16 protein-coding genes are annotated in these 18,312 nt (G+C 31.1%); 1 reads left to right on the top strand and 15 read right to left on the bottom strand.

The window, feature by feature from the left end; genetic code table 11:
* Positions 1-6 precede the first annotated feature (6 nt).
* Positions 7-1,311: a UDP-N-acetylglucosamine 1-carboxyvinyltransferase gene (gene murA, locus WC223_11360; GenBank protein ID MFA6924836.1), complete on the top strand. Its 1,305-nt coding sequence runs from the start codon at positions 7-9 to the stop codon at positions 1,309-1,311.
* Between the two features lie 43 nt (positions 1,312-1,354).
* Here murA and smpB read toward each other — a convergent pair whose 3' ends face one another.
* The 15 genes from smpB to WC223_11285 all read right to left on the bottom strand — a co-directional run.
* Positions 1,355-1,798, bottom strand: a complete 444-nt coding sequence (gene smpB / locus WC223_11355; GenBank protein MFA6924835.1) for an SsrA-binding protein SmpB — start codon at positions 1,796-1,798, stop codon at positions 1,355-1,357.
* A 19-nt stretch (positions 1,799-1,817) separates the two neighbouring features.
* A complete protein-coding gene (locus WC223_11350) occupies positions 1,818-2,036 on the bottom strand; it encodes a DUF2905 domain-containing protein (GenBank protein ID MFA6924834.1) in 219 nt (72 codons plus the stop codon).
* A 23-nt stretch (positions 2,037-2,059) separates the two neighbouring features.
* A complete protein-coding gene (locus WC223_11345) occupies positions 2,060-3,112 on the bottom strand; it encodes a virulence RhuM family protein (protein ID MFA6924833.1) in 1,053 nt (350 codons plus the stop codon).
* Positions 3,113-3,337: 225 nt separating this feature from the next.
* Positions 3,338-3,994: a putative phage abortive infection protein gene (locus tag WC223_11340; protein MFA6924832.1), complete on the bottom strand. Its 657-nt coding sequence runs from the start codon at positions 3,992-3,994 to the stop codon at positions 3,338-3,340.
* Complete coding sequence (locus WC223_11335; protein ID MFA6924831.1) at positions 3,991-4,743, bottom strand: hypothetical protein; 753 nt, start codon at positions 4,741-4,743, stop codon at positions 3,991-3,993. The genes WC223_11340 and WC223_11335 overlap by 4 nt, the downstream gene beginning before the upstream one ends.
* A 39-nt stretch (positions 4,744-4,782) precedes the next feature.
* The gene (locus WC223_11330) at positions 4,783-7,743 is read right to left on the bottom strand and encodes a type I restriction endonuclease (GenBank protein ID MFA6924830.1); all 2,961 of its coding nucleotides are present in this window, start codon (positions 7,741-7,743) and stop codon (positions 4,783-4,785) included.
* 12 nt (positions 7,744-7,755) lie between these two features.
* Positions 7,756-9,456, bottom strand: a complete 1,701-nt coding sequence (locus WC223_11325; GenBank protein ID MFA6924829.1) for a DUF87 domain-containing protein — start codon at positions 9,454-9,456, stop codon at positions 7,756-7,758.
* 18 nt (positions 9,457-9,474) lie between these two features.
* Positions 9,475-10,509 (bottom strand): SIR2 family protein, encoded by a 1,035-nt coding sequence (locus WC223_11320; GenBank protein MFA6924828.1) that lies wholly within the window; start codon positions 10,507-10,509, stop codon positions 9,475-9,477.
* A gap of 61 nt (positions 10,510-10,570) precedes the next feature.
* Positions 10,571-11,902 (bottom strand): hypothetical protein, encoded by a 1,332-nt coding sequence (locus WC223_11315; GenBank protein MFA6924827.1) that lies wholly within the window; start codon positions 11,900-11,902, stop codon positions 10,571-10,573.
* Entirely contained in the window at positions 11,899-12,441 is a 543-nt protein-coding gene (locus tag WC223_11310; protein MFA6924826.1) for a hypothetical protein, read from the bottom strand. The genes WC223_11315 and WC223_11310 overlap by 4 nt, the downstream gene beginning before the upstream one ends.
* 9 nt (positions 12,442-12,450) lie before the next feature.
* Positions 12,451-13,707, bottom strand: coding sequence for a restriction endonuclease subunit S (locus WC223_11305; protein MFA6924825.1), 1,257 nt, complete (start codon positions 13,705-13,707; stop codon positions 12,451-12,453).
* Positions 13,707-14,732, bottom strand: a complete 1,026-nt coding sequence (locus WC223_11300; GenBank protein MFA6924824.1) for a PDDEXK nuclease domain-containing protein — start codon at positions 14,730-14,732, stop codon at positions 13,707-13,709. The genes WC223_11305 and WC223_11300 overlap by 1 nt, the downstream gene beginning before the upstream one ends.
* Positions 14,733-14,734: 2 nt before the next feature.
* A complete protein-coding gene (locus WC223_11295; protein MFA6924823.1) occupies positions 14,735-16,507 on the bottom strand; it encodes a class I SAM-dependent DNA methyltransferase in 1,773 nt (590 codons plus the stop codon).
* A 206-nt stretch (positions 16,508-16,713) separates the two neighbouring features.
* Positions 16,714-17,469 carry a hypothetical protein gene (locus WC223_11290; protein ID MFA6924822.1) on the bottom strand — a complete coding sequence of 252 codons (756 nt, stop codon included), beginning with the start codon at positions 17,467-17,469 and terminating at the stop codon, positions 16,714-16,716.
* Between the two features lie 209 nt (positions 17,470-17,678).
* A partial coding sequence (locus tag WC223_11285) for a hypothetical protein (protein MFA6924821.1) occupies positions 17,679-18,312 on the bottom strand: 634 nt, incomplete at its 5' end.

Below are 18,312 nucleotides of genomic sequence, written 5' to 3'. Positions count from 1 at the left end.
AATTTTATGAGTTCATTTGAAATTATTGGTGGAAAAGAACTTAAAGGAGAACTTATTCCACAGGGTGCTAAAAATGAAGCATTGCAGGTAATTTGTGCAACAATTCTTACTTCCGAAAAAGTAAAAATTTCAAATATTCCCGACATACGCGATATAAATAATCTCATTGCCCTTCTTGCAAAGCTCGGTGTAAAGATTGATAATACTGTAAAAGGCGAATTCGTTTTTTGTGCTGAAAATATTGATTTAGCATATCTTAATTCCGAAGATTTTAAAAATAAAGCTACAAGCTTGCGTGGTTCGGTAATGCTCACAGGTGCATTGCTCGGACGTTTTGGCAAAGCATATATTTTAAAACCCGGAGGTGATAAAATCGGAAGACGCCGTTTGGATACTCACTTTATAGGCTTGCAAAACCTCGGTGCAACTTTTTCTTATGATGCAAAAGATGACATTTATAAAATTGAAGCAAAAGAACTGAAGGGTTGCTATATGCTTCTCGACGAAGCTTCGGTAACGGGTACAGCAAATATCATTCTTGCAGCAGTGTTGGCAAAAGGCAAAACAACTATTTTTAACGCTGCCTGTGAACCGTATATACAGCAGCTTTGCGAAATGCTTAACAGGATGGGAGCAGAAATTTCAGGTATCGGCTCCAATTTATTAACCATTGAAGGTGTAACTTCTTTGAAAGGCACCGAACACAAATTATTGCCCGACATGATTGAAGTCGGCAGTTTTATTGGACTTGCCGCTATGACAAGTTCAGAAATAAATATTAAAGATGTGAAATATGAACATCTTGGAATCATACCTGAAGTGTTCAAACGCCTTGGAATTAAAATAGAAAAACGCAGCGATGATATTTTTGTTCCCAGACAAGAAAATTATGAAATTGAAAATTTTATAGATGGTTCAATAATGACAATTGCCGACGCACCTTGGCCCGGATTCACTCCCGATTTGCTGAGTGTTATACTCGTTGTTGCCACTCAGGCAAAAGGAAGTTTATTAATACATCAGAAAATGTTTGAAAGTCGTTTGTTTTTTGTTGACAAGCTTATCGATATGGGTGCAAAAATAATTTTATGCGACCCTCACCGTGCTACTGTTATCGGTTTAAACCATCAGTATCATTTACGCGGAATAGAAATGACTTCGCCCGACATACGCGCAGGTGTATCACTTCTCATTGCCGCATTATCAGCCGATGGGAAAAGTGTAATTCACAATGTTGAACAAATCGATCGCGGATATCAGAATATCGACTTGCGTTTGAATGCTATTGGTGCAGAAATTAAAAGAGTTTAAAGTTTTTTATAAATCCTAAATCGCAAATTCCAAATCCTAAATTTCACCTTTGTTTTCTCATCTCCTTTTCAGCATCTTTTCTTTTAATATCCTCTCGTTTGTCATGTAGCTGTTTTCCTTTTGCAACGGCAATTTCAAGTTTGGCAAGTCCTTTTTCGTTTATAAATAAAAATGTGGGAACTATTGTAAATCCTTTTTCTTTAACTTTTGTATATAATTTTTTTAATTCCTTTTTATTTAAAAGTAATTTTCTGTTTCGCTTCGGCTCGTGATTATAATGACTTCCGTATTCATACTCGGAAATATGAAGATTAATAACCCAAAGTTCATTTTTTAAAAAAGTGCAATAAGAATCAACAAAACTTACTTTCCCTGTCCTTATCGATTTTATTTCGGTTCCAGTAAGCTGAATGCCTGCAACGAATTTTTCGAGCAAACTATATTCAAATGATGCTTTTCTATTTTTTATATTTATGTTATTCGCCATTAAATATTTTTTTGAAATTTTAAATTTTCTTTATAAGCCACAAAATTAAACTTAATATAATGCTTATTAAAACCATTGTTGTTATAGGAAAATAAAGAGAGAAATTTTCTTTTTTTATTTTTATATCACCGGGCAAATTGCCAAACCAATTTAATTTATTGCCGAAAAAATAAACAATCAGCCCAATAACTATAATTATTATACCTATGATTATTATTGTCTTTCCTGTGTTTTGCATGATGATTTATTTTGCTCGGTCATTTATTTTTCTTTTAATTTTTTTGTTGACTTTGAAGTTATTTTTTTTACTTCTTTATCGAAATCGCTTTCATAAAGTTTGTCTTGAATGATGCGGTATTTTTCGTATTCTTGTTCGGCTAATTTCACAGCTACTTCGTGAGAAACTTTGCCTTGATGTTTTAATATTGCTTCTTCATTAAATTTCAAGAATGCATCTAATTTTTCAATCCAGTTTTTCATAAACATAACTATGCCTTTTTTTGCCTGGGTTTCGGCATAATCTAAATACATTGTTACTATTCTGTTTAAGCCGTCAAGTTCGGTTTCGTTTAGATAATTTTTTGCAATACCAACATCAGTTTTTATGATATTGCCTTGTGGTGCATTTTTCCAACTGGTTAAACCCATGTTCTCTTTTGAGCTGTTGGCTCTTGCAGCAATCAGCTCTGCTGCTGTTTGACCGGTGATAGCCCAGTGTAATTTATTTTGTACTGTTGCAAAAAAGTCCTTTGTTATTTGAGTATTTACATCGTAATCGGCACTGCATTGAGAATATATATCAGTTATTTTTTGGTAGAAACGTCTTTCACTTGAGCGAATATCGCGAATACGTGCTAACTGCTCTTCGAAATAATCTTTACCAAAAATATTGTTTGGGTTTTTCAGGCGATCATCGTCCATTGTAAAACCCTTTATAATATATTCTTTCAGACGTTCTGTAGCCCAAATACGAAAGTGTGTTGCTTGTGTGCTGTTTACACGGTAGCCAACAGAAATGATTGCATCGAGATTATAAAATTCTACTTGTCTGTTAACAGTTCTATTGCCTTCGATTTGAACTTGTGCAATTTTTGCACAAGTTGACTCTTTTACTAATTCATTTTCGGTGTAAATATTTAGTAAATGCTTTGTTACAACACTTCTTTCAACTCCAAATAAATCGGCAATTTTTTGTTGAGTTAACCAAATATTTTCATTGTGTAAGAAAATTTCTACTTTTACTTTTCCGTTTAGGGTAGTGTAAAGTAAAATTTCATTTAATCCTTCTTTTGCTTGTATAACTTTTTTAGACATTGTTTTTATTATTTTTTTGATATAAAATTATTTCAATACCCACACTCTCTGGTAAAGTATAAAATATTATATCTGAATACTGAGGTTGGAAACTGGTTGATATATATTTATATTTTTAATACGTGATGCGAATTCCATAGATGAAGTTTTACTTTCCCACACAAAAAGTAATTAGCATTTGAAATCAATCACTTACAAAAGCAAGGTACAAATAAGGTACAAAAACTATATAAAATCATTTCCAAATGCAGTTTCTAAATATAAATTATCATGTCTCCTATCTAAAAGCTTATCATAATTTATGCCTTCTAATAGTCCATAATCTTGAACCAATTTTTTAAATTTGTCATCATCACCAACCCATAAACAGTTATAGAATAACAATAAAATTTCATATTCCGATAGTTGTGCTCTAACAAGTTTAGCATAACGATTTTTGTTAAATCCTTTAATTTTTGTATCATTTATATTTTTGAAAGTTCTGTATAAATTTCTATAATAATGACCTAACAGATTGCCATGTCTTCTATGTAAATCACTATAAGCAATACCAATGTTGCTTTTTATGCTTTCATCATCATTTCTAATAATATCATAGTTAGAAAAATAAGATTTTGCCAATAAAGTGTACATAAATTTAAATGCGTCTTCACCTTGTCCCATTTCCTTTGACTTTATTCCTTCTACTATTTTATAATGAAATTCTATTTGTTTCATAATAATATTTTCCGCTGAATTTGTCCGAATATCTTTAAGTTGTTTAATTGCTGCAAATGCAAGGGAAATAGTTATAATTGCAAGTGCAACTGTTCCGCAAGCAGTAATTGCTTCCCAGTTTATTTCTAAATCAAATAAGGAATCGTAGCAACACATTATTATCATGATATTATACCATCAACATTTTCAAGTCCATTTTCTTTTTTAAATTTTTCAAATTGCAGTTTATCAAATTCTTCTTGTAGCGAATTTAAAGTATTTTCACGATTTTTTATTAGTTCATCAAGTTCGTTTCGTTCAGTATCTGTTAAATTGTACCCCTGACCTGTTGTGTTTTCAATGTTTTTAATCCTCTCATAAAAATTGAACCACTCGTTATATGCTTTAAAATAATCTTGTAAAAATTTTACAATAGTAATATTCAAAAGTTCGATTTTATTGTAAAGAGCTTGATTATCGTCATATTCCCAATTTGGTATATTAAAAAATCGAGCTAAATTTGTGAGTGCAATTTTAAAAGCATTTTGCCTATCATTTTCAGATATAAAAACCTTAACCCCTGATTTTTTTTCAAGTTCAGAAGTTGGAGTAAAAATTTCAAAATCAATATAACTCGTTCCTTTAAAATCCTTTTTCAAAATTGATTTAACTTGAATAAAGAGAGTACAATTATCCGGTATAATAATAGATTTATATAAGGTAACTTGACTGACATCACGTTGATAGGGGCTTACAAGGCAATCAATAGGACCACTGAATTTTTCACCACTTTTTTGGTTGATTATATCATACCAAATTAGAAAATTAGAACAATTTTCATCAGGTATTCTAATCTTTTTAAATGATACACCTTTCCCAGAAATGCCATGTATTTCCTTTTCTTTAAAATCTGTTAAAGTTATATGCTCTATCATTATTTATAATATTTTATTTTTATTTAATTTATTTTTAATCTAAACACGAGTTTGCGTATGATTTGTTTCCCAGATTTTATTAAACACAAAATCTAAATATTGACGTTTGAAATCTTGGTCGTCCGCAAACTTCTTATATAAATCAGTATAAGTAAAAACAACATCTTGCATTAAATCCTCAACTTTTTTATCGGAAGTAATTTTTGCATTTTGTTTGTCTGAATTTTTTACGGCATTAACAGTTGCTTCGTCTTTTGCAAGGTCGGCAGGTAATTGCTCAAATAAAAATCTTTTTACCTTATCATTATCTGTCCAGTTGTTGATACCATATCGGGTGTTAAATTCATTGATAATAATTTCCAAAGGATTAAACTCATGGTCTGTTCCACCGCTTCGCATAATTGGAGGTGTTGGTTCTAATTCTCCGCCACCATCTAATTTTATAGTGTCAGTGGTAATTCTTGTTAATCGGTAGCTGTCTAAATCAATTGCTTCTAATAAACCTTTAGCTAAATCTTCATTTTCCGTTGGTTTTATTTTAGGCATTAAAAATTTCAGAAACCAGTAAAGCCGTTCCCAATAACTGTTGTTGAATGAAAGTAATTTTGAAAGAAAAGCATAAGTACGATTGAATGATTTTGCTTTAACAAAAAAATCAACCTGACTTTCTTCGTTGAGTTCGCTTCTATATATTTCTGCACATTTATCTATTATCGGGTCTAATTCGGTTCTCTCTGCATTTTTAAAATATAAGTCAGTAAAATTGATTATATCTTCTTTGCTATATACTTGTGCTTTATCTAATGCGTCTTGCAAGTCATTTAATTTATTTGCGTCTGTTTCCTGACTCAAAATTGTTGTAATATAGAATGGTTCAAAAGATTCTTTTATGTCGTCAACGGAATTAAAAAAGTCCAAAACAAATGTGTCTGTTTTATAGGGCTTATATGCTCTATTCAATCGGGATAGAGTTTGTACCGCCTGAACATCTCTTAATTTCTTATCAACATACATAGTATGCAAAAGAGGTTGGTCGAATCCGGTTTGAAATTTATTTGTGACAATTAAAAATTTATATTCACTTTTCTTGAATACTTTCGGTATCTCTCCGCTTGGAAAACCGTTTATTTTTGCTTCGTCCATTTCAACTCCGTCAATTGTGCGTTTGCCTGAAAATGCTACGATAGCTTTAAACGGAGAGTTTATTTCATGCAAATACTCATTAAAAGCTTTGTAGTATTGAATTGCATTATTTATTGATTTGCTTACAATCATTGCTTTTGCTTGTCCTTTAATTTGTTTGCGGACTTCGGAGTGGAAATGGTCAAGCATTACTTTTGCTTTTTCTTTTATTGAAAAAGGATTGCTCTCAACAAAAGCTCTGAGTTTCTTTTGTGCCTGATGTGTTTCGTATAAAGGGTTTCCTTCAACGGCTTTGTTGAGTTTGTAATATGATTGATATGTGGTATAATTTTTTACAACATCAAGAATAAATTCTTCTTCAATAGCTTGTTTCATTGAATAAAGGTCGAATGGATAAAATTTTCCATCAGTGCCTTTTATTCCAAATGTTTCAAGTGTTTTATTTTTTGGTGTTGCCGTGAAAGCGAAATAGCTTGCATTTTTCAGCATTTTACGTTGCTGAATTAATTTATTAATAATATCTTCTGTGTCTTCAATCGTTTCGTCTTCGGCTTCATCGTTGTTCTCGTATTGTTCGCCTTTATCGGAAAGAACCCAATTCATTTTTGATGCCGTTTCGCCGCTTTGACTGCTATGAGCTTCGTCAATAATTATTGCGAATTTCTTTGCTTGCAAAATTCCGATTTCATCAATGATATATGGAAATTTCTGAACAGTAGTAATAATTATTTTCTTTCCATCTTCTAAAGCAGTTTTCAATTGTTGGCTTCCTTCTGTAATTGCTTCAACAACTCCTTTAACCTGCGAGAACTGTTTTATATTGTCTCTTATTTGTTTGTCTAATACTCTGCGGTCGGTAACTATAATTATGCTATCGAAAACAGGTGCGGAATTTGTTGTGTCGTGTAGCCCTACTAATTGGTGCGAAAGCCAAGTAATAGAATTTGATTTGCCCGAGCCGGCTGAATGTTGTATTAAATATTTATGTCCGATGCCATTTATTTTAGCATGAGATAATAGGTTGTGGACTACTTTTAACTGGTGGTAACGAGGGAAAATTAATTTGCGTTTTATTTTTCCTGTGTCCTCGTCTGTTTCTTCAACAATTTGTGCGTAATTTTCAATTATATTGCTGAGTGTTTCTTTTGTTAAAATTTCTTTCCAAAGATAATCGGTTTTTAAACCATTAGGATTTACAGGGTTTCCGGCACCATTATTAACTCCTTTATTGAAAGGAAGAAAAAAAGTATTTAATCCATTAAGTTGTGTTGCCATATATACCAAATCGGAATCAACTGCAAAATGCACCATACATCTGCCAAATTGGAACACCGGCTCTTTTGGGTCTCTGTCGGTTTGGTATTGTTTTATAGCATTTTTTACATTTTGACCAGTCCATTGGTTTTTTAATTCAAAGGTTATTAGCGGTAATCCGTTTAAAAGTATTACCATATCCAATGAATTATTATTGCTCAAACTATAATGCAACTGACGAGTAACGGAAAATATATTTGATTCGTATTGTTTTATTGATTTTGGATTGAGGTCGGAAACAGGCAATTTATAATACAACTGAATGGTTAAATCCAAATCTTTAACACCTTTGCGAAGTACATCAATAATTCCACGTTGTTTTATTTGTTCTGTAAGGCGTTTGAAAAATTTATCTTCGCCACGTTTAATAATGGTTTCAAATGCTTCGGGTTGAGTTTCTTTTATAAACTCAAATAATAAACGTTTATTTAAACAAAGGTCTCTGTCGTAATCATTAGGAAATGCCTGTCTGTAATTTGCTTCGTTACATAAGTGCTTTTCTATAATGTTTTCAAGACCTTTTTCTGATGTGTCTGTTGTCATAAGATAAAAATTTTATGCTTGTTGATTTCTCCATGCTTTAAGAACTGGTGCAAACAAAATTTCTTCATGAGGTTTATTCCATTCTTTGAAAAATGATGTATCATCACTATTGGGAGTTGGGTTTGGTTTTCTAATTTTAATTCTTGTTGGCATAATTACAGAATCACCCAATAAAATACATTCACCTCTTCTTAAATTTGAAAACATACTTACAATACCCCTTATAGAATCAGGCAAAAGATTTTTCACATACGACTGGTCATCAGGATTTGAAATTCTCAAACATAGAAATGTGTTACATTGAGATAAGATTGTTGCCGATACTTCCCGCGGTCTCTGACTAATTACCGTTAAACTAATTCCATATTTTCTGCCTTCTTTTGCAATTCTTTCGGCTGATAAACGAGCAGCTTCAGAGTTAGTGTCATTATCATTAAAATAAATATGGGCTTCATCACAGAATACGGAAATTGGATATGCTTTTGAATTTACCTTTTTATACCAATAAGCAAAATCAAAAAGGCATCTCAAAATAAGGGAAATTACAGAATTGCGAACATCAAAAGGAATCGAACTCATATCAATAATAATTACTTTTTTAGGTTGCTTATCCTCTCCTAAAATTTTTTGAAAAAGAGTTTCCATTGATGCAGAAGTATTATACATCTTTGGATTAAAAATTAAATCATATCTCCTGTCCAAAAGACGTGAATCTATTCGCATCAACAACCTGCTGAATTGCCCATATAAATCTCCTTGTTTAAGACCTTTTGTGCCAGTAACCATTTCAGTATTGAGTCTTCTAAATTCGTCAAGTATTGATTTGAAATCAAAGAAAACAGGTGTATCAATAGTTATTTTTGGAATACCAAGCGTTTTGTTTTCTGCATGATTTTCTTTCGCTGTCTGTAGCAATTCTTTAAATTTTGCAATTTGATTTGGAGCTGCTGATTCGCTTCTATCAACCATTAAACCTAATAGCTCCTCGCTTTTCATTAACCAATAAGGAAATTCCAATTCTCCGGCATCAATGTATTCAGCATAATCGCCAAAAGCATTTTTATATTCACTATGGAGGTCGAATAATACAACTGTTGATTTTGGAAAATTAGCTATACATTGAAGTATTGATGCGACAGTCCACGATTTACCACCGCCTGTTTGTCCCAAAATTGCAGCGTGTCTTGATAAAAAAGAATCGAGATTTATTTTCGCATCTTGATTTTTTATTAAAGATAATTCACCAATAGAAAAATTTCCTTCAGCGAAAGATTCATATACCTTGTCAATTGTTTCAGGTAAAACGGCAAAGACATCGTTATTCACGGTGGGTAATATGTCTGTGCCTCTTTCAAAATTACCTGACGCATCTATTGTTCCAACAGGTATTACGGAAATAATTCTTTGTAGGTTTTGAATTAAGTATTCATTTTGTAATTCCACCTTTTTAACTTCACTGCTTGAGGCAGATGTTTCTTTCATCGAAATATCAGTTATCATTGAAAGAAGCATACCATTAGGAATTGAAACCATAACAAATGTACCGGGTTGCCCTATTAAAACAGGTACGGGACCACAAGAAGTATCTATTGTTACATTCATATTTTCCGGAACACCGAAAATTGTTTCTTCCAAATCTGAATGGTCGCAAAGTGAGATATTAATAGTGTCGGCTGAAACACTTACTACTTTTCCAATTTTATACTCTGACATATTTATACTTTTTATAGTTTAACAAAATAATTCAACAAAATTTTTAAATTCCCATTGGTTATAAGAATCAATTGTTTCTTTCCCATTAAAATATAGCTTATCATTAACCAAATAATTAAAACAGGAAAACTCTTTTAATTTAATTATTTCGGGGGTTTCATCTTTTGATAAGGCAAAAACTCTTAAAGAGTTTGAACGAAGTTTCGGTACAAATAAAATATCATTAATATGCTCGTCTCTGTAGCTATAACCACAAGAAACAATATATTTACATTGCCTGCCTATAACAGAAGCCGCATATCTAAAAAGTTTATCATAAGGCGCTTCTAAAGTTTCGGTTACCTTTGTTCTTTGAGGTAAAATCATGCACTTGTTTTCTTTGTTTTCCGAAGAAAAATTTTCAATTATATTTTCTTCAGTTTTAATCCATGATGTTGAACCATGCAGCTTAACTAACTTAATACAAGGTTCATTAAACGGTTCAAATCTTCTATTAGAATTGATTTTACCATAAGTAAGCTCAATTCTTTCAATATCAAAAAATCTTTGAGCAATTCCCTCAAAACCGTTATAGATTGGTATTTTCGCAATAGAAGCAGCCAATTCAAAAACCAAATCGTAGTTTGTGGTAAAAATCCAAACGGATTCATTACGATGCGACATTAATTTTTTTAACCCTTTAAAGAATTTAATATGATATTCCAGATTGGGTTTTTTTACTTCATTTATTATATCAACAATATGTTTTCTGATAGATTCAATTAGAGAATCAACACCGACATAACCACCACTTGCCTTTGCTTTATTTATTTTGTCTGATAAAATCTCAATATCAGGACTGCCTTCAACTATGTTAAGAGTTATGCTTTCTGTTTCTAAAATTTTTTCAATTAATTTTATTTGTTCCGGCAAAAGTTTCTTTAGTACGTCTATTGTAAGTTGAGAAGTTAAGGGATAACCTGCGGTATAAGATGAACCAGCACCGAAAAAGAAACCGATTTGGCTGAGACCTGTGTTTGCATTTGGCAATATATCAGTAAGTGTAATGTTCATATTATTTTTTTGCTATTATTTTCTTTATAATCGCTTAGATTTATTCTTTATTAATTTTAATTTAATTAATTGATTCGGGATTATTAATTAATCTTTTTACAATCACCCAATCATTTAACTCGTTTTCATTTTTCTCTGTTTTATTTGCTAAATGTTTTATTTTATTATAAAACTCATTATAAAATTCAGTTAAACCTTGATGGTAATTAGTATGGGTAAAGACAATTGCTAAATCATCAAATTCAAATGTAAATCCTGATGTTGAATCAAAATTTACATTAATTAAAATTTCCTGATTTAAAATTATAGCTCCTTTATCACGAAATTCTAATTGATTTGTTGTTAAATCAAATTCATAAGATTTTAATTGTTCTCTTAAAATAACATTTCTTGATTTTTTTCCATCATCGGAACTTCTTGTATGAACAATTGAACTTTCTAAGAAACCAATGTCTTCAGGAGTTATTTTATTTATCGGAAGCAACTTTCTTTTTTCCGTGTTTAATATTCTATTAAGATAAGTTTTATTAAGCGTTTCCCTGTCGTAATAGCCAACTTTGTAAGGCACATTTTTTGATTTTATTTTTAATAATGGTTTGAATATTTGGTTTATTTCATCATCTGCATAAGTGTTTTTTAATAAAGAAATATTTTCATCTGTCAATTGTAACTTAAATATCTCATCATGATATTTACTAATTACATTAGATTTTAAATTAGCAATTTCTTTTTCTTCGCCATCTCTAGCTAAAAAATCGTTTGCAATTGAAAATTTAAAACTACCATAAGCAGAATTAGTAACTAAAGGATTAATTAGTTTTTCAAATTGTTCAGAAGCAGCCTCAATGTCATTAGAAATGTTTTTAATATTTACTGCAACTTTTTTAAATGTAAATTTCGAGAATGCTTTTAAAGATTTAATATAATTTTCGGAAAAATCTTTAATCATTTCTAAAGCAACGGCTGTACCAAAATTAGGTAAAACAGGTTCTAAAACATAATGAACGCTTTTTTGTCTTAACACTTTCAGGTACTCATAATTATTACTTGCTGATTTTACATCAAAATTCTTTAATGTAATTGCAAGTTCTAAAGCTTCATTTAATTGATTTTTTATTACTTCATCTTTTAAATTTAAAAGACCAAAATAAATAAAACGTTGAGAATTTTCAATTAGTCCCGCTTTTAAATTTAGATATGCAGCACTCCTAATAATCAAACTCCTTGTTGGTTCTAATTCTGGTTTGTCAAAATAAAACTCGGCTACTTTGCTTTCAAGATTGGCAGCTTTAGTATAATAATCAAATGCACCATTTTCATCTCCGTTTTCAAAAGATTCTTTTGCTTTAAAGGAGAAATTCATTGCTTCTTGATGTAATATTTTTGGTTTCATTTGTGTTTCTCCTTTGTTGTTTTGAGTTGACTAAATAGAGTTACTATTACAGATGAAGGCTCATTTCTTTTAGCTCCGTTGTCAATCTGTTTATGTTTATCTTTTATTCTACCTTTTAAAGTGTTAGTTTTGGATTCTTCTAAAATGCCCGAAACTTCAACATAATGTGGATTATCCAAGAAATTAAGGTCTGTGTCATTTGGTTCTTTTTTCATAAAACGATAATCTACGCCGTCGCCTATTTCTGTTTGTTCTGCATAACCATAATCTAATAAAACAGACATAACAAACATAGCCATAGCAACTGCTCCATGATTTGCAATGTCTTTATTTTCTTTCATTGCTGCTTTTGAAAAATTAGAATCCCAATTAAATTTTGCTTTTAGGATTTCTTTGTCAATTGAAAATTCTATTGTTGTAGTCGATTCATTATGATATTTGTCAAGAGCTACAGCAGCCCACTGATTTTGAACAATTATTTGCTCTTTTGTCGGACCTCTTAAATTATCAATCGTTTGACTTAAATTATAATTTTCCATTTTATGTTTTTATATTTCCCCCATCACCGCCTCCGCTATCATTGCCTCTTTATATTCCTTTATCAATTCTATTTCTCGCTCGGCTTTTGAAATGGCAGTATCTATGCTGGCTGTTTCGGTTTTAATGTATAAAATTATTTTTTGTTGTTCTTTTAATGATTTTGGAAAAGCAATTTTTACACCTGAAATATCATCCATACTTAATCCAACTCTTGTAACTCCATTTGCTCTGACTTCAAAATAAGTTCTAATTTTCTTTGATTGAAATACTCTAAACAAAAATTCGTTTAATATTTGTGTTTCATCTACCCTTATCAAACCTAAATGGTAACCACAAATAACATTTTCTAAATCTTCTGATACAAATACAGGAACAGCAATATCTCTTGCCTCCTCACTGTCTTTTGTGATAATAACATCTCCTTTGAAAATTTTAAATCTTTCTATTTCTCTTTCAGTTGCTGTTGCTAACATTAATTCCATGTTGTTTATAATGTAATCATTTTTGTAAACATCAACATAGTTGCACAAACGAACAGGGATTTCATCTTCAATTGAATGTTTGTCAACATTGCTAAACCTTAAATCTGCAATAAACTTTAATTTCTTTGATATCCATTCTCCTTTTCCTTCGGTTATAGAATAATCAATAATACTTTGCCTTTGTTCTTTCAGTAATTTAATAAAACATTTTTTTGCTTCAATAAAACGGTTAATTTTTTCGGATTGTTTTTTTATATGTTCAACAATTTTGTTTTGTTCTTCCGCTGGCGGAACAAAAGAAAAAATGCTAAAAAATTTATCGGAATATAAACGCAAACGACTGTCGATAATGCCTGTGGAGTTTCTTCTAAACTCTGCTTTGAATAGAGAAGTTGAAAATAAGCAGCCAAAGTATTCAGGATTATTTGGTGGCAAACATCTGTAAACGCAATATGCAGGGCTTGTTATTCCATCGTAAGTAGAAACGCCTAAACTTCCGTTCCAAGCAAGCATAATGTTTATTACCAAATCGCCAACGGCAACTTTCTTATAATTTTCAAGTGTTTCGGCATTAGAAATAAAATCGTCTTCGTTTTCTAAACTGTCTCTTTTGGGTGTTACGCCTGTATATTGAGAAACGGAAAGCAATTCTTCATCACCATTAATGGAACGGTTGTCAATTTCTTTAAAAATATTTTTTATGCGTATAACTTTCCAATGCTCCGGTACTTCAGACAGCCACGATATATTATGTGTTTTATATTTTATTTCAGTTTCAATCATTATTTGTCAGTAGTATTCATTTTAGCAATTTCCAAAGCTCTGTGAAGTTTGTCGGCAAACCATTCTTTGCTCGGCAACTCGGTTAAATATTGTGCTACCCTAATTTCTTTTTCATCGAGCATTAAAAGTTCAATATGTTCTGTGTTGCCTTCGCTACAAAGCAATAAACCGATAGGTTTTTCTTCGCCTGCCTGCATATCGTATTTTTCTAACCAACGCAAATAAAGCTCCATTTGCGATTTATATTTTGGTTTAAATTTACCAAGTTTTAAATCTATTGCAACCAAACGTTTTAGCTTACGATGGTAGAAAAGTAAATCCAAATGATAATCATCAGCATCTATGGGTATTCGTTTTTGCCTTTCTATGAAAGCAAAGCCATTGCCAAGTTCTAAAATAAATTGCTGTAAATTATTTATTAAGGCAGTTTCGAGTTCTTCTTCGGAATAATCGGAAGGAAGATTTAGGAAATCTAATACATAAGAGTTTTTGAAAACCAATTCCGGAGCTAATGCTTTTCCTTGTTTTAAATTCTGTAATGCTTGTTTTATTGTTTCTTCGGGTTTAGTTGCTATTGCCGTTCTTTCAAAAAGCATAGTATCTGCTTTTTCTCTTAATTCCCTGATGCCCCACCTTTCATAAACGCATAACTGCGTGAAAAAATCTCTTTTGGTTTCGTTCTCGATTGCTGCAAGTTCAATTAAATGGCTCCAACTTAATTGTTGCGACAGTGTCGCAATAATTTCGGAATTGAAGATTTTAGAAACTTTACACATTCTTGTAAGAGCAGTATATGTATAACCTTTTCCGTATTGAGTTGTCAATTGTTGCGACAGCGTCGCAATAATTTTAGCTCCGTAATCGGCTCTGTTTTCATGAATAAGCTGTTGGTTAATATAATTGCCGATTTGCCAATAGAGTAAGGTTGTTTCGGCATTTAGAAAAACAGCAACTTTTTTCTGGGCATTTTCAATAATGTTCTGAACACCTTTTAAAATCGAATCTGTATGCTTTTGAATTTCCATAGTTATTCAATAATTTCTTTTAATAAACCTTCTGTTTCCTGCTCAATAGCCAATATATCTTTAGCAATTTCGGAAAGCGGTCGAGGAGGTTGATGTATATAAAAATATTTCGCAAAATTAATTTCGTAACCGATTTTTGTTTCGTCCTTGTTCCACCAAGCATCAGGAGCATAAGGTAAAACTTCTTTTTTGAAAAACGCTTGTATATCGTCGTTTAAAGGAATGGTTTCAACATCTTTAAGATTTGTATCGGATTTAGGAATGCCTTTTTTTACATAAATGATTTCGCCTTTTTTATCTCGAGCAGGTCGGTGAACAGTGATATGATTGTAACCAAATTCGGCATTATCAAAAATTTTACTGTATTCGTTTTCTTTAAAATCAAGGAAAATCCGAGTAATTTCATTTACATGCTCTGTGGCAAATTCAACACGTTTTTTGCCAAGTGGTTTTCGCATTTTGAAAAAGAATTTTTCGGAAGTAACATTTATCAATTGAATTTTTCCTATTCGTTTTTTTTCTTTACGATTGTTTAAAACAAAGATATATGTAGGAATACCTGTGTTGTAAAATAAATCATTTGGTAAAGCGAGAATAGCTTCGAGGTAATCTTTTTCAAAAAGATATTTGCGGATTTCACTTTCGCCCTGTCCGGCATCGCCTGTAAACAAAGCTGAACCATTGTGAACGGATGCTATACGGCTACCCATCTCAGAATCTCTTTTCATTTTGCTAACCATGTTCAGAATAAAAAGCAACTGCCCATCATTTACACGTGGAGTGCCAACCTTGAAACGATGGTCTAAAATTTCTTTGCCTTTTTTATCAAGTATTGATTCCTGGTCAATCTTCCATGACTTGCCATAAGGAGGATTAGTGAGCATGAAATCAAATTGAAGATTAGGAAAACCATCATTTGAAAGTGTTGAGCCGAAAGCAATTTTATCAGGGTCTTCGTCTTTAATGAGCATATCTGCTTTGCAAATGGCAAATGTTTCAGGGTTTACTTCTTGTCCGTATAAATGAAACGTTGCTTTGGGATTTATTTCTTTTGCAAAGTTTTCCGCTTCGGTGAGCATACCACCGCTACCACAAGCAGGGTCATATATAAGATAAGTTCCGTCTTTTATTTTATTTTTAACTGGCTCAAAAATAAGGTGTGTCATTAGTTTAATGATTTCTCTTGGGGTAAAGTGTTCTCCGGCTTCTTCGTTGTTTTCTTCATTAAACTTTCTGATTAATTCTTCAAACACATAACCCATGCCTAAATTACTTAACCCTTCGTGAATGATTTTGTTTTCCTTGTCTTTTACAGGAATAGGACTCAGGTTGATTTGTGAAGAACAAAACTTTTCAATTAATGGAAAAGCAATGTTTCCTTCTTCCATTGTATCCAACTGATTGCGGAGTTTGAATTTACTGATAATGTCCTGAACATTGGAGCTGAAACCATCGAGATAGTTTTCAATGTTTTGGCGGATATTGCTTGGCTCGTTGAGCAATTTTTTAAATGTAAAAGGGGAAGTATTATAAAAGACATAACCTGCAATCTTTTTTAATTGAGGTGCTTGGTTGTCGATTTTCATTTTATTTAGATTCTCGTGCATTTCAAGAATTTTATCTTTCGTTGGCTCAAGCAACGCATCTAAACGCCTTAATACAGTAAATGGAAGGATTATATCACGATACTTGCCACGAGTATAAACATCACGAAGCACATCATCGGCAATGCTCCAAATAAAATTTACTATTTGATTATGTTGGGTATGATTCATTTTTGTTATTTCAATTTGTGTAAAACTACTAAAAAAAATACTATTTTTTATGTTTTCAAATAAAAACAAAAATAAATATAATTAATAAAAAGGCAGAATAAAATAAGAAAATTAAAATGCTTAGTAATATAGAGCGTAAAAGAGATAACTTCAGGGATTTAAAGAAAAGAAGTAGTTTATGATTTTAGTCATTAAATTTAACTTACTTAGAATCCTGAATTTCCTTGATTATTTTGCATCCTTCTTCTTCTCATTCTTCTTCGGCATTCAATTTCTTCCATTTCTTTTTTTTCTTTGTTATATTTTCTGTAACAACTCTTACAGCAAAAGTAAAATATCTTATTATTTTCTTCCAAGCTAACAATCGTCATTCCTAAAGCAAATGTTTTATCGCATTGATGACACTTTTTACCAATTAATTTTAAAACCTCACTACTTATTTCTTTTGTATTATCAGAAATTTTATAATTATCGGTAGTAGTGCTACTATTTTGAGTGGTAGTTTCAAAAGAAATTTCATTTGAGGGAGATATTTCTTCTTTTTCTTCAACTTTAATATGCTCTTTTAGGAGGGTTTCTGAATTAGCACTACTGGTAGTAGCAGCATGAGTAGTGCAATTATCAAGAGAAGTAGTGATAATATCTTTAACAAAACTTTTAAATTCGTCTTCATGCTTTGTTAAAAAATCCGTGATGTTTTCTTTATTCGCTATTTCGGTTTTTATTGCAACTTTCTCTTTCGGTTTTTCTTTTGTTTCAATAACTTTTTTTACTTCCGAAGGTTGAACGTTATTTGTTGAATTATTTTGGAGTAGTTCATTATTGTTGCTACTCGCAGCATTTAAGTATTGTTTTTTTACTATTGCTATTCTCGATGGGGATACTTTAAGTTCTGCCTGAATATCGGTATAACTTTTCCCATTCTTTAACATATCGAGTATTAATTTATCCTTTGAGTCCATTTTAATTAGAATTTATTTTTTTATTTTAACATTTTACTGTTACAATTTTACAATCTTTGGGAAAACTTGCTATTACTGATAAAATCATTGTAAATTACTTGTAACTATTGTAAATTTACATTAAAGTTACAGTTAAGTTACAATAAAGTTACTTAGATAGTCATGGCTTTTAGTTAGTTTGTAACTTTTGTAAATTTATTTTAATCATATTAGAAATTTTGTAAACTTTCAATCAATTCTTTTTTTATTGTAAAACATCTTCCAACTGTATTAAAAAAATCAATATCAGTTACCATGACTTTTTGTCCTTCATTGTAGCGTTCAACAATTCTTGGAAAATTAAATCTTTGATTTTGCTCCGGTATTAATTTCCAGTTTTCTTTCATAATTTTTTCAATGTCCACAGGTGCAAAGTTGAAGCCCCTTATTCTTTCTTTAATTTCATTATAAAGAAGTTTCGGAATACATTTTATTTCGTTTTCTATTGCTTCATAACAAAACATTTCATCAAACCAGTTTATTAATTCTTTTTCTATTTTTGAACGTGAGCTTACTACTACTTTTCTCAATGCCTCTGTTTCAAATACCTCCGATGCAAACCATAATCTTGATTTGTCCGGATATGTTATTTCTCTGTTTGCAATAAAATTTAAAAAGGCAGGAATTTCGGGTGCTAACTTATTTTTTAAAAAATGCGGGTCCTTTTCTTTGAGTATTGGAACTTTGACAACAAAAAATCTCTTGTCTTCTTTGTCCATTTGAATAAAATTATCCTCATTGTTGCTTAACAAAATAAACTTCCCGATGAAGTCAATCGTTATTATGTCTTTTGATTTTGCTTCA

The sequence above is a fragment of the Bacteroidales bacterium genome (genome assembly GCA_041671145.1).
In the GTDB taxonomy this organism is placed as follows: Bacteria; Bacteroidota; Bacteroidia; order Bacteroidales; family JAHJDW01; genus JAQUPB01.
This window is presented reverse-complemented; position numbering and strand designations above follow the sequence as displayed.

Excerpts from the sequence above, each read along its gene's own strand:
- WC223_11315 (MFA6924827.1), bottom strand. The coding sequence starts at position 11,902 with ATGAAACCAAAAATATTACATCAAGAAGCAATGAATTTCTCCTTTAAA.
- WC223_11310 (MFA6924826.1), bottom strand. The coding sequence starts at position 12,441 with ATGGAAAATTATAATTTAAGTCAAACGATTGATAATTTAAGAGGTCCG.
- WC223_11330 (MFA6924830.1), bottom strand. The coding sequence starts at position 7,743 with ATGACAACAGACACATCAGAAAAAGGTCTTGAAAACATTATAGAAAAG.
- murA (MFA6924836.1), top strand. The coding sequence starts at position 7 with ATGAGTTCATTTGAAATTATTGGTGGAAAAGAACTTAAAGGAGAACTT.
- WC223_11350 (MFA6924834.1), bottom strand. The coding sequence starts at position 2,036 with ATGCAAAACACAGGAAAGACAATAATAATCATAGGTATAATAATTATA.
- WC223_11295 (MFA6924823.1), bottom strand. The coding sequence starts at position 16,507 with ATGAATCATACCCAACATAATCAAATAGTAAATTTTATTTGGAGCATT.
- WC223_11345 (MFA6924833.1), bottom strand. The coding sequence starts at position 3,112 with ATGTCTAAAAAAGTTATACAAGCAAAAGAAGGATTAAATGAAATTTTA.
- WC223_11300 (MFA6924824.1), bottom strand. The coding sequence starts at position 14,732 with ATGGAAATTCAAAAGCATACAGATTCGATTTTAAAAGGTGTTCAGAAC.
- WC223_11305 (MFA6924825.1), bottom strand. The coding sequence starts at position 13,707 with ATGATTGAAACTGAAATAAAATATAAAACACATAATATATCGTGGCTG.
- smpB (MFA6924835.1), bottom strand. The coding sequence starts at position 1,798 with ATGGCGAATAACATAAATATAAAAAATAGAAAAGCATCATTTGAATAT.
- WC223_11290 (MFA6924822.1), bottom strand. The coding sequence starts at position 17,469 with ATGGACTCAAAGGATAAATTAATACTCGATATGTTAAAGAATGGGAAA.
- WC223_11325 (MFA6924829.1), bottom strand. The coding sequence starts at position 9,456 with ATGTCAGAGTATAAAATTGGAAAAGTAGTAAGTGTTTCAGCCGACACT.
- WC223_11335 (MFA6924831.1), bottom strand. The coding sequence starts at position 4,743 with ATGATAGAGCATATAACTTTAACAGATTTTAAAGAAAAGGAAATACAT.
- WC223_11340 (MFA6924832.1), bottom strand. The coding sequence starts at position 3,994 with ATGATAATAATGTGTTGCTACGATTCCTTATTTGATTTAGAAATAAAC.
- WC223_11320 (MFA6924828.1), bottom strand. The coding sequence starts at position 10,509 with ATGAACATTACACTTACTGATATATTGCCAAATGCAAACACAGGTCTC.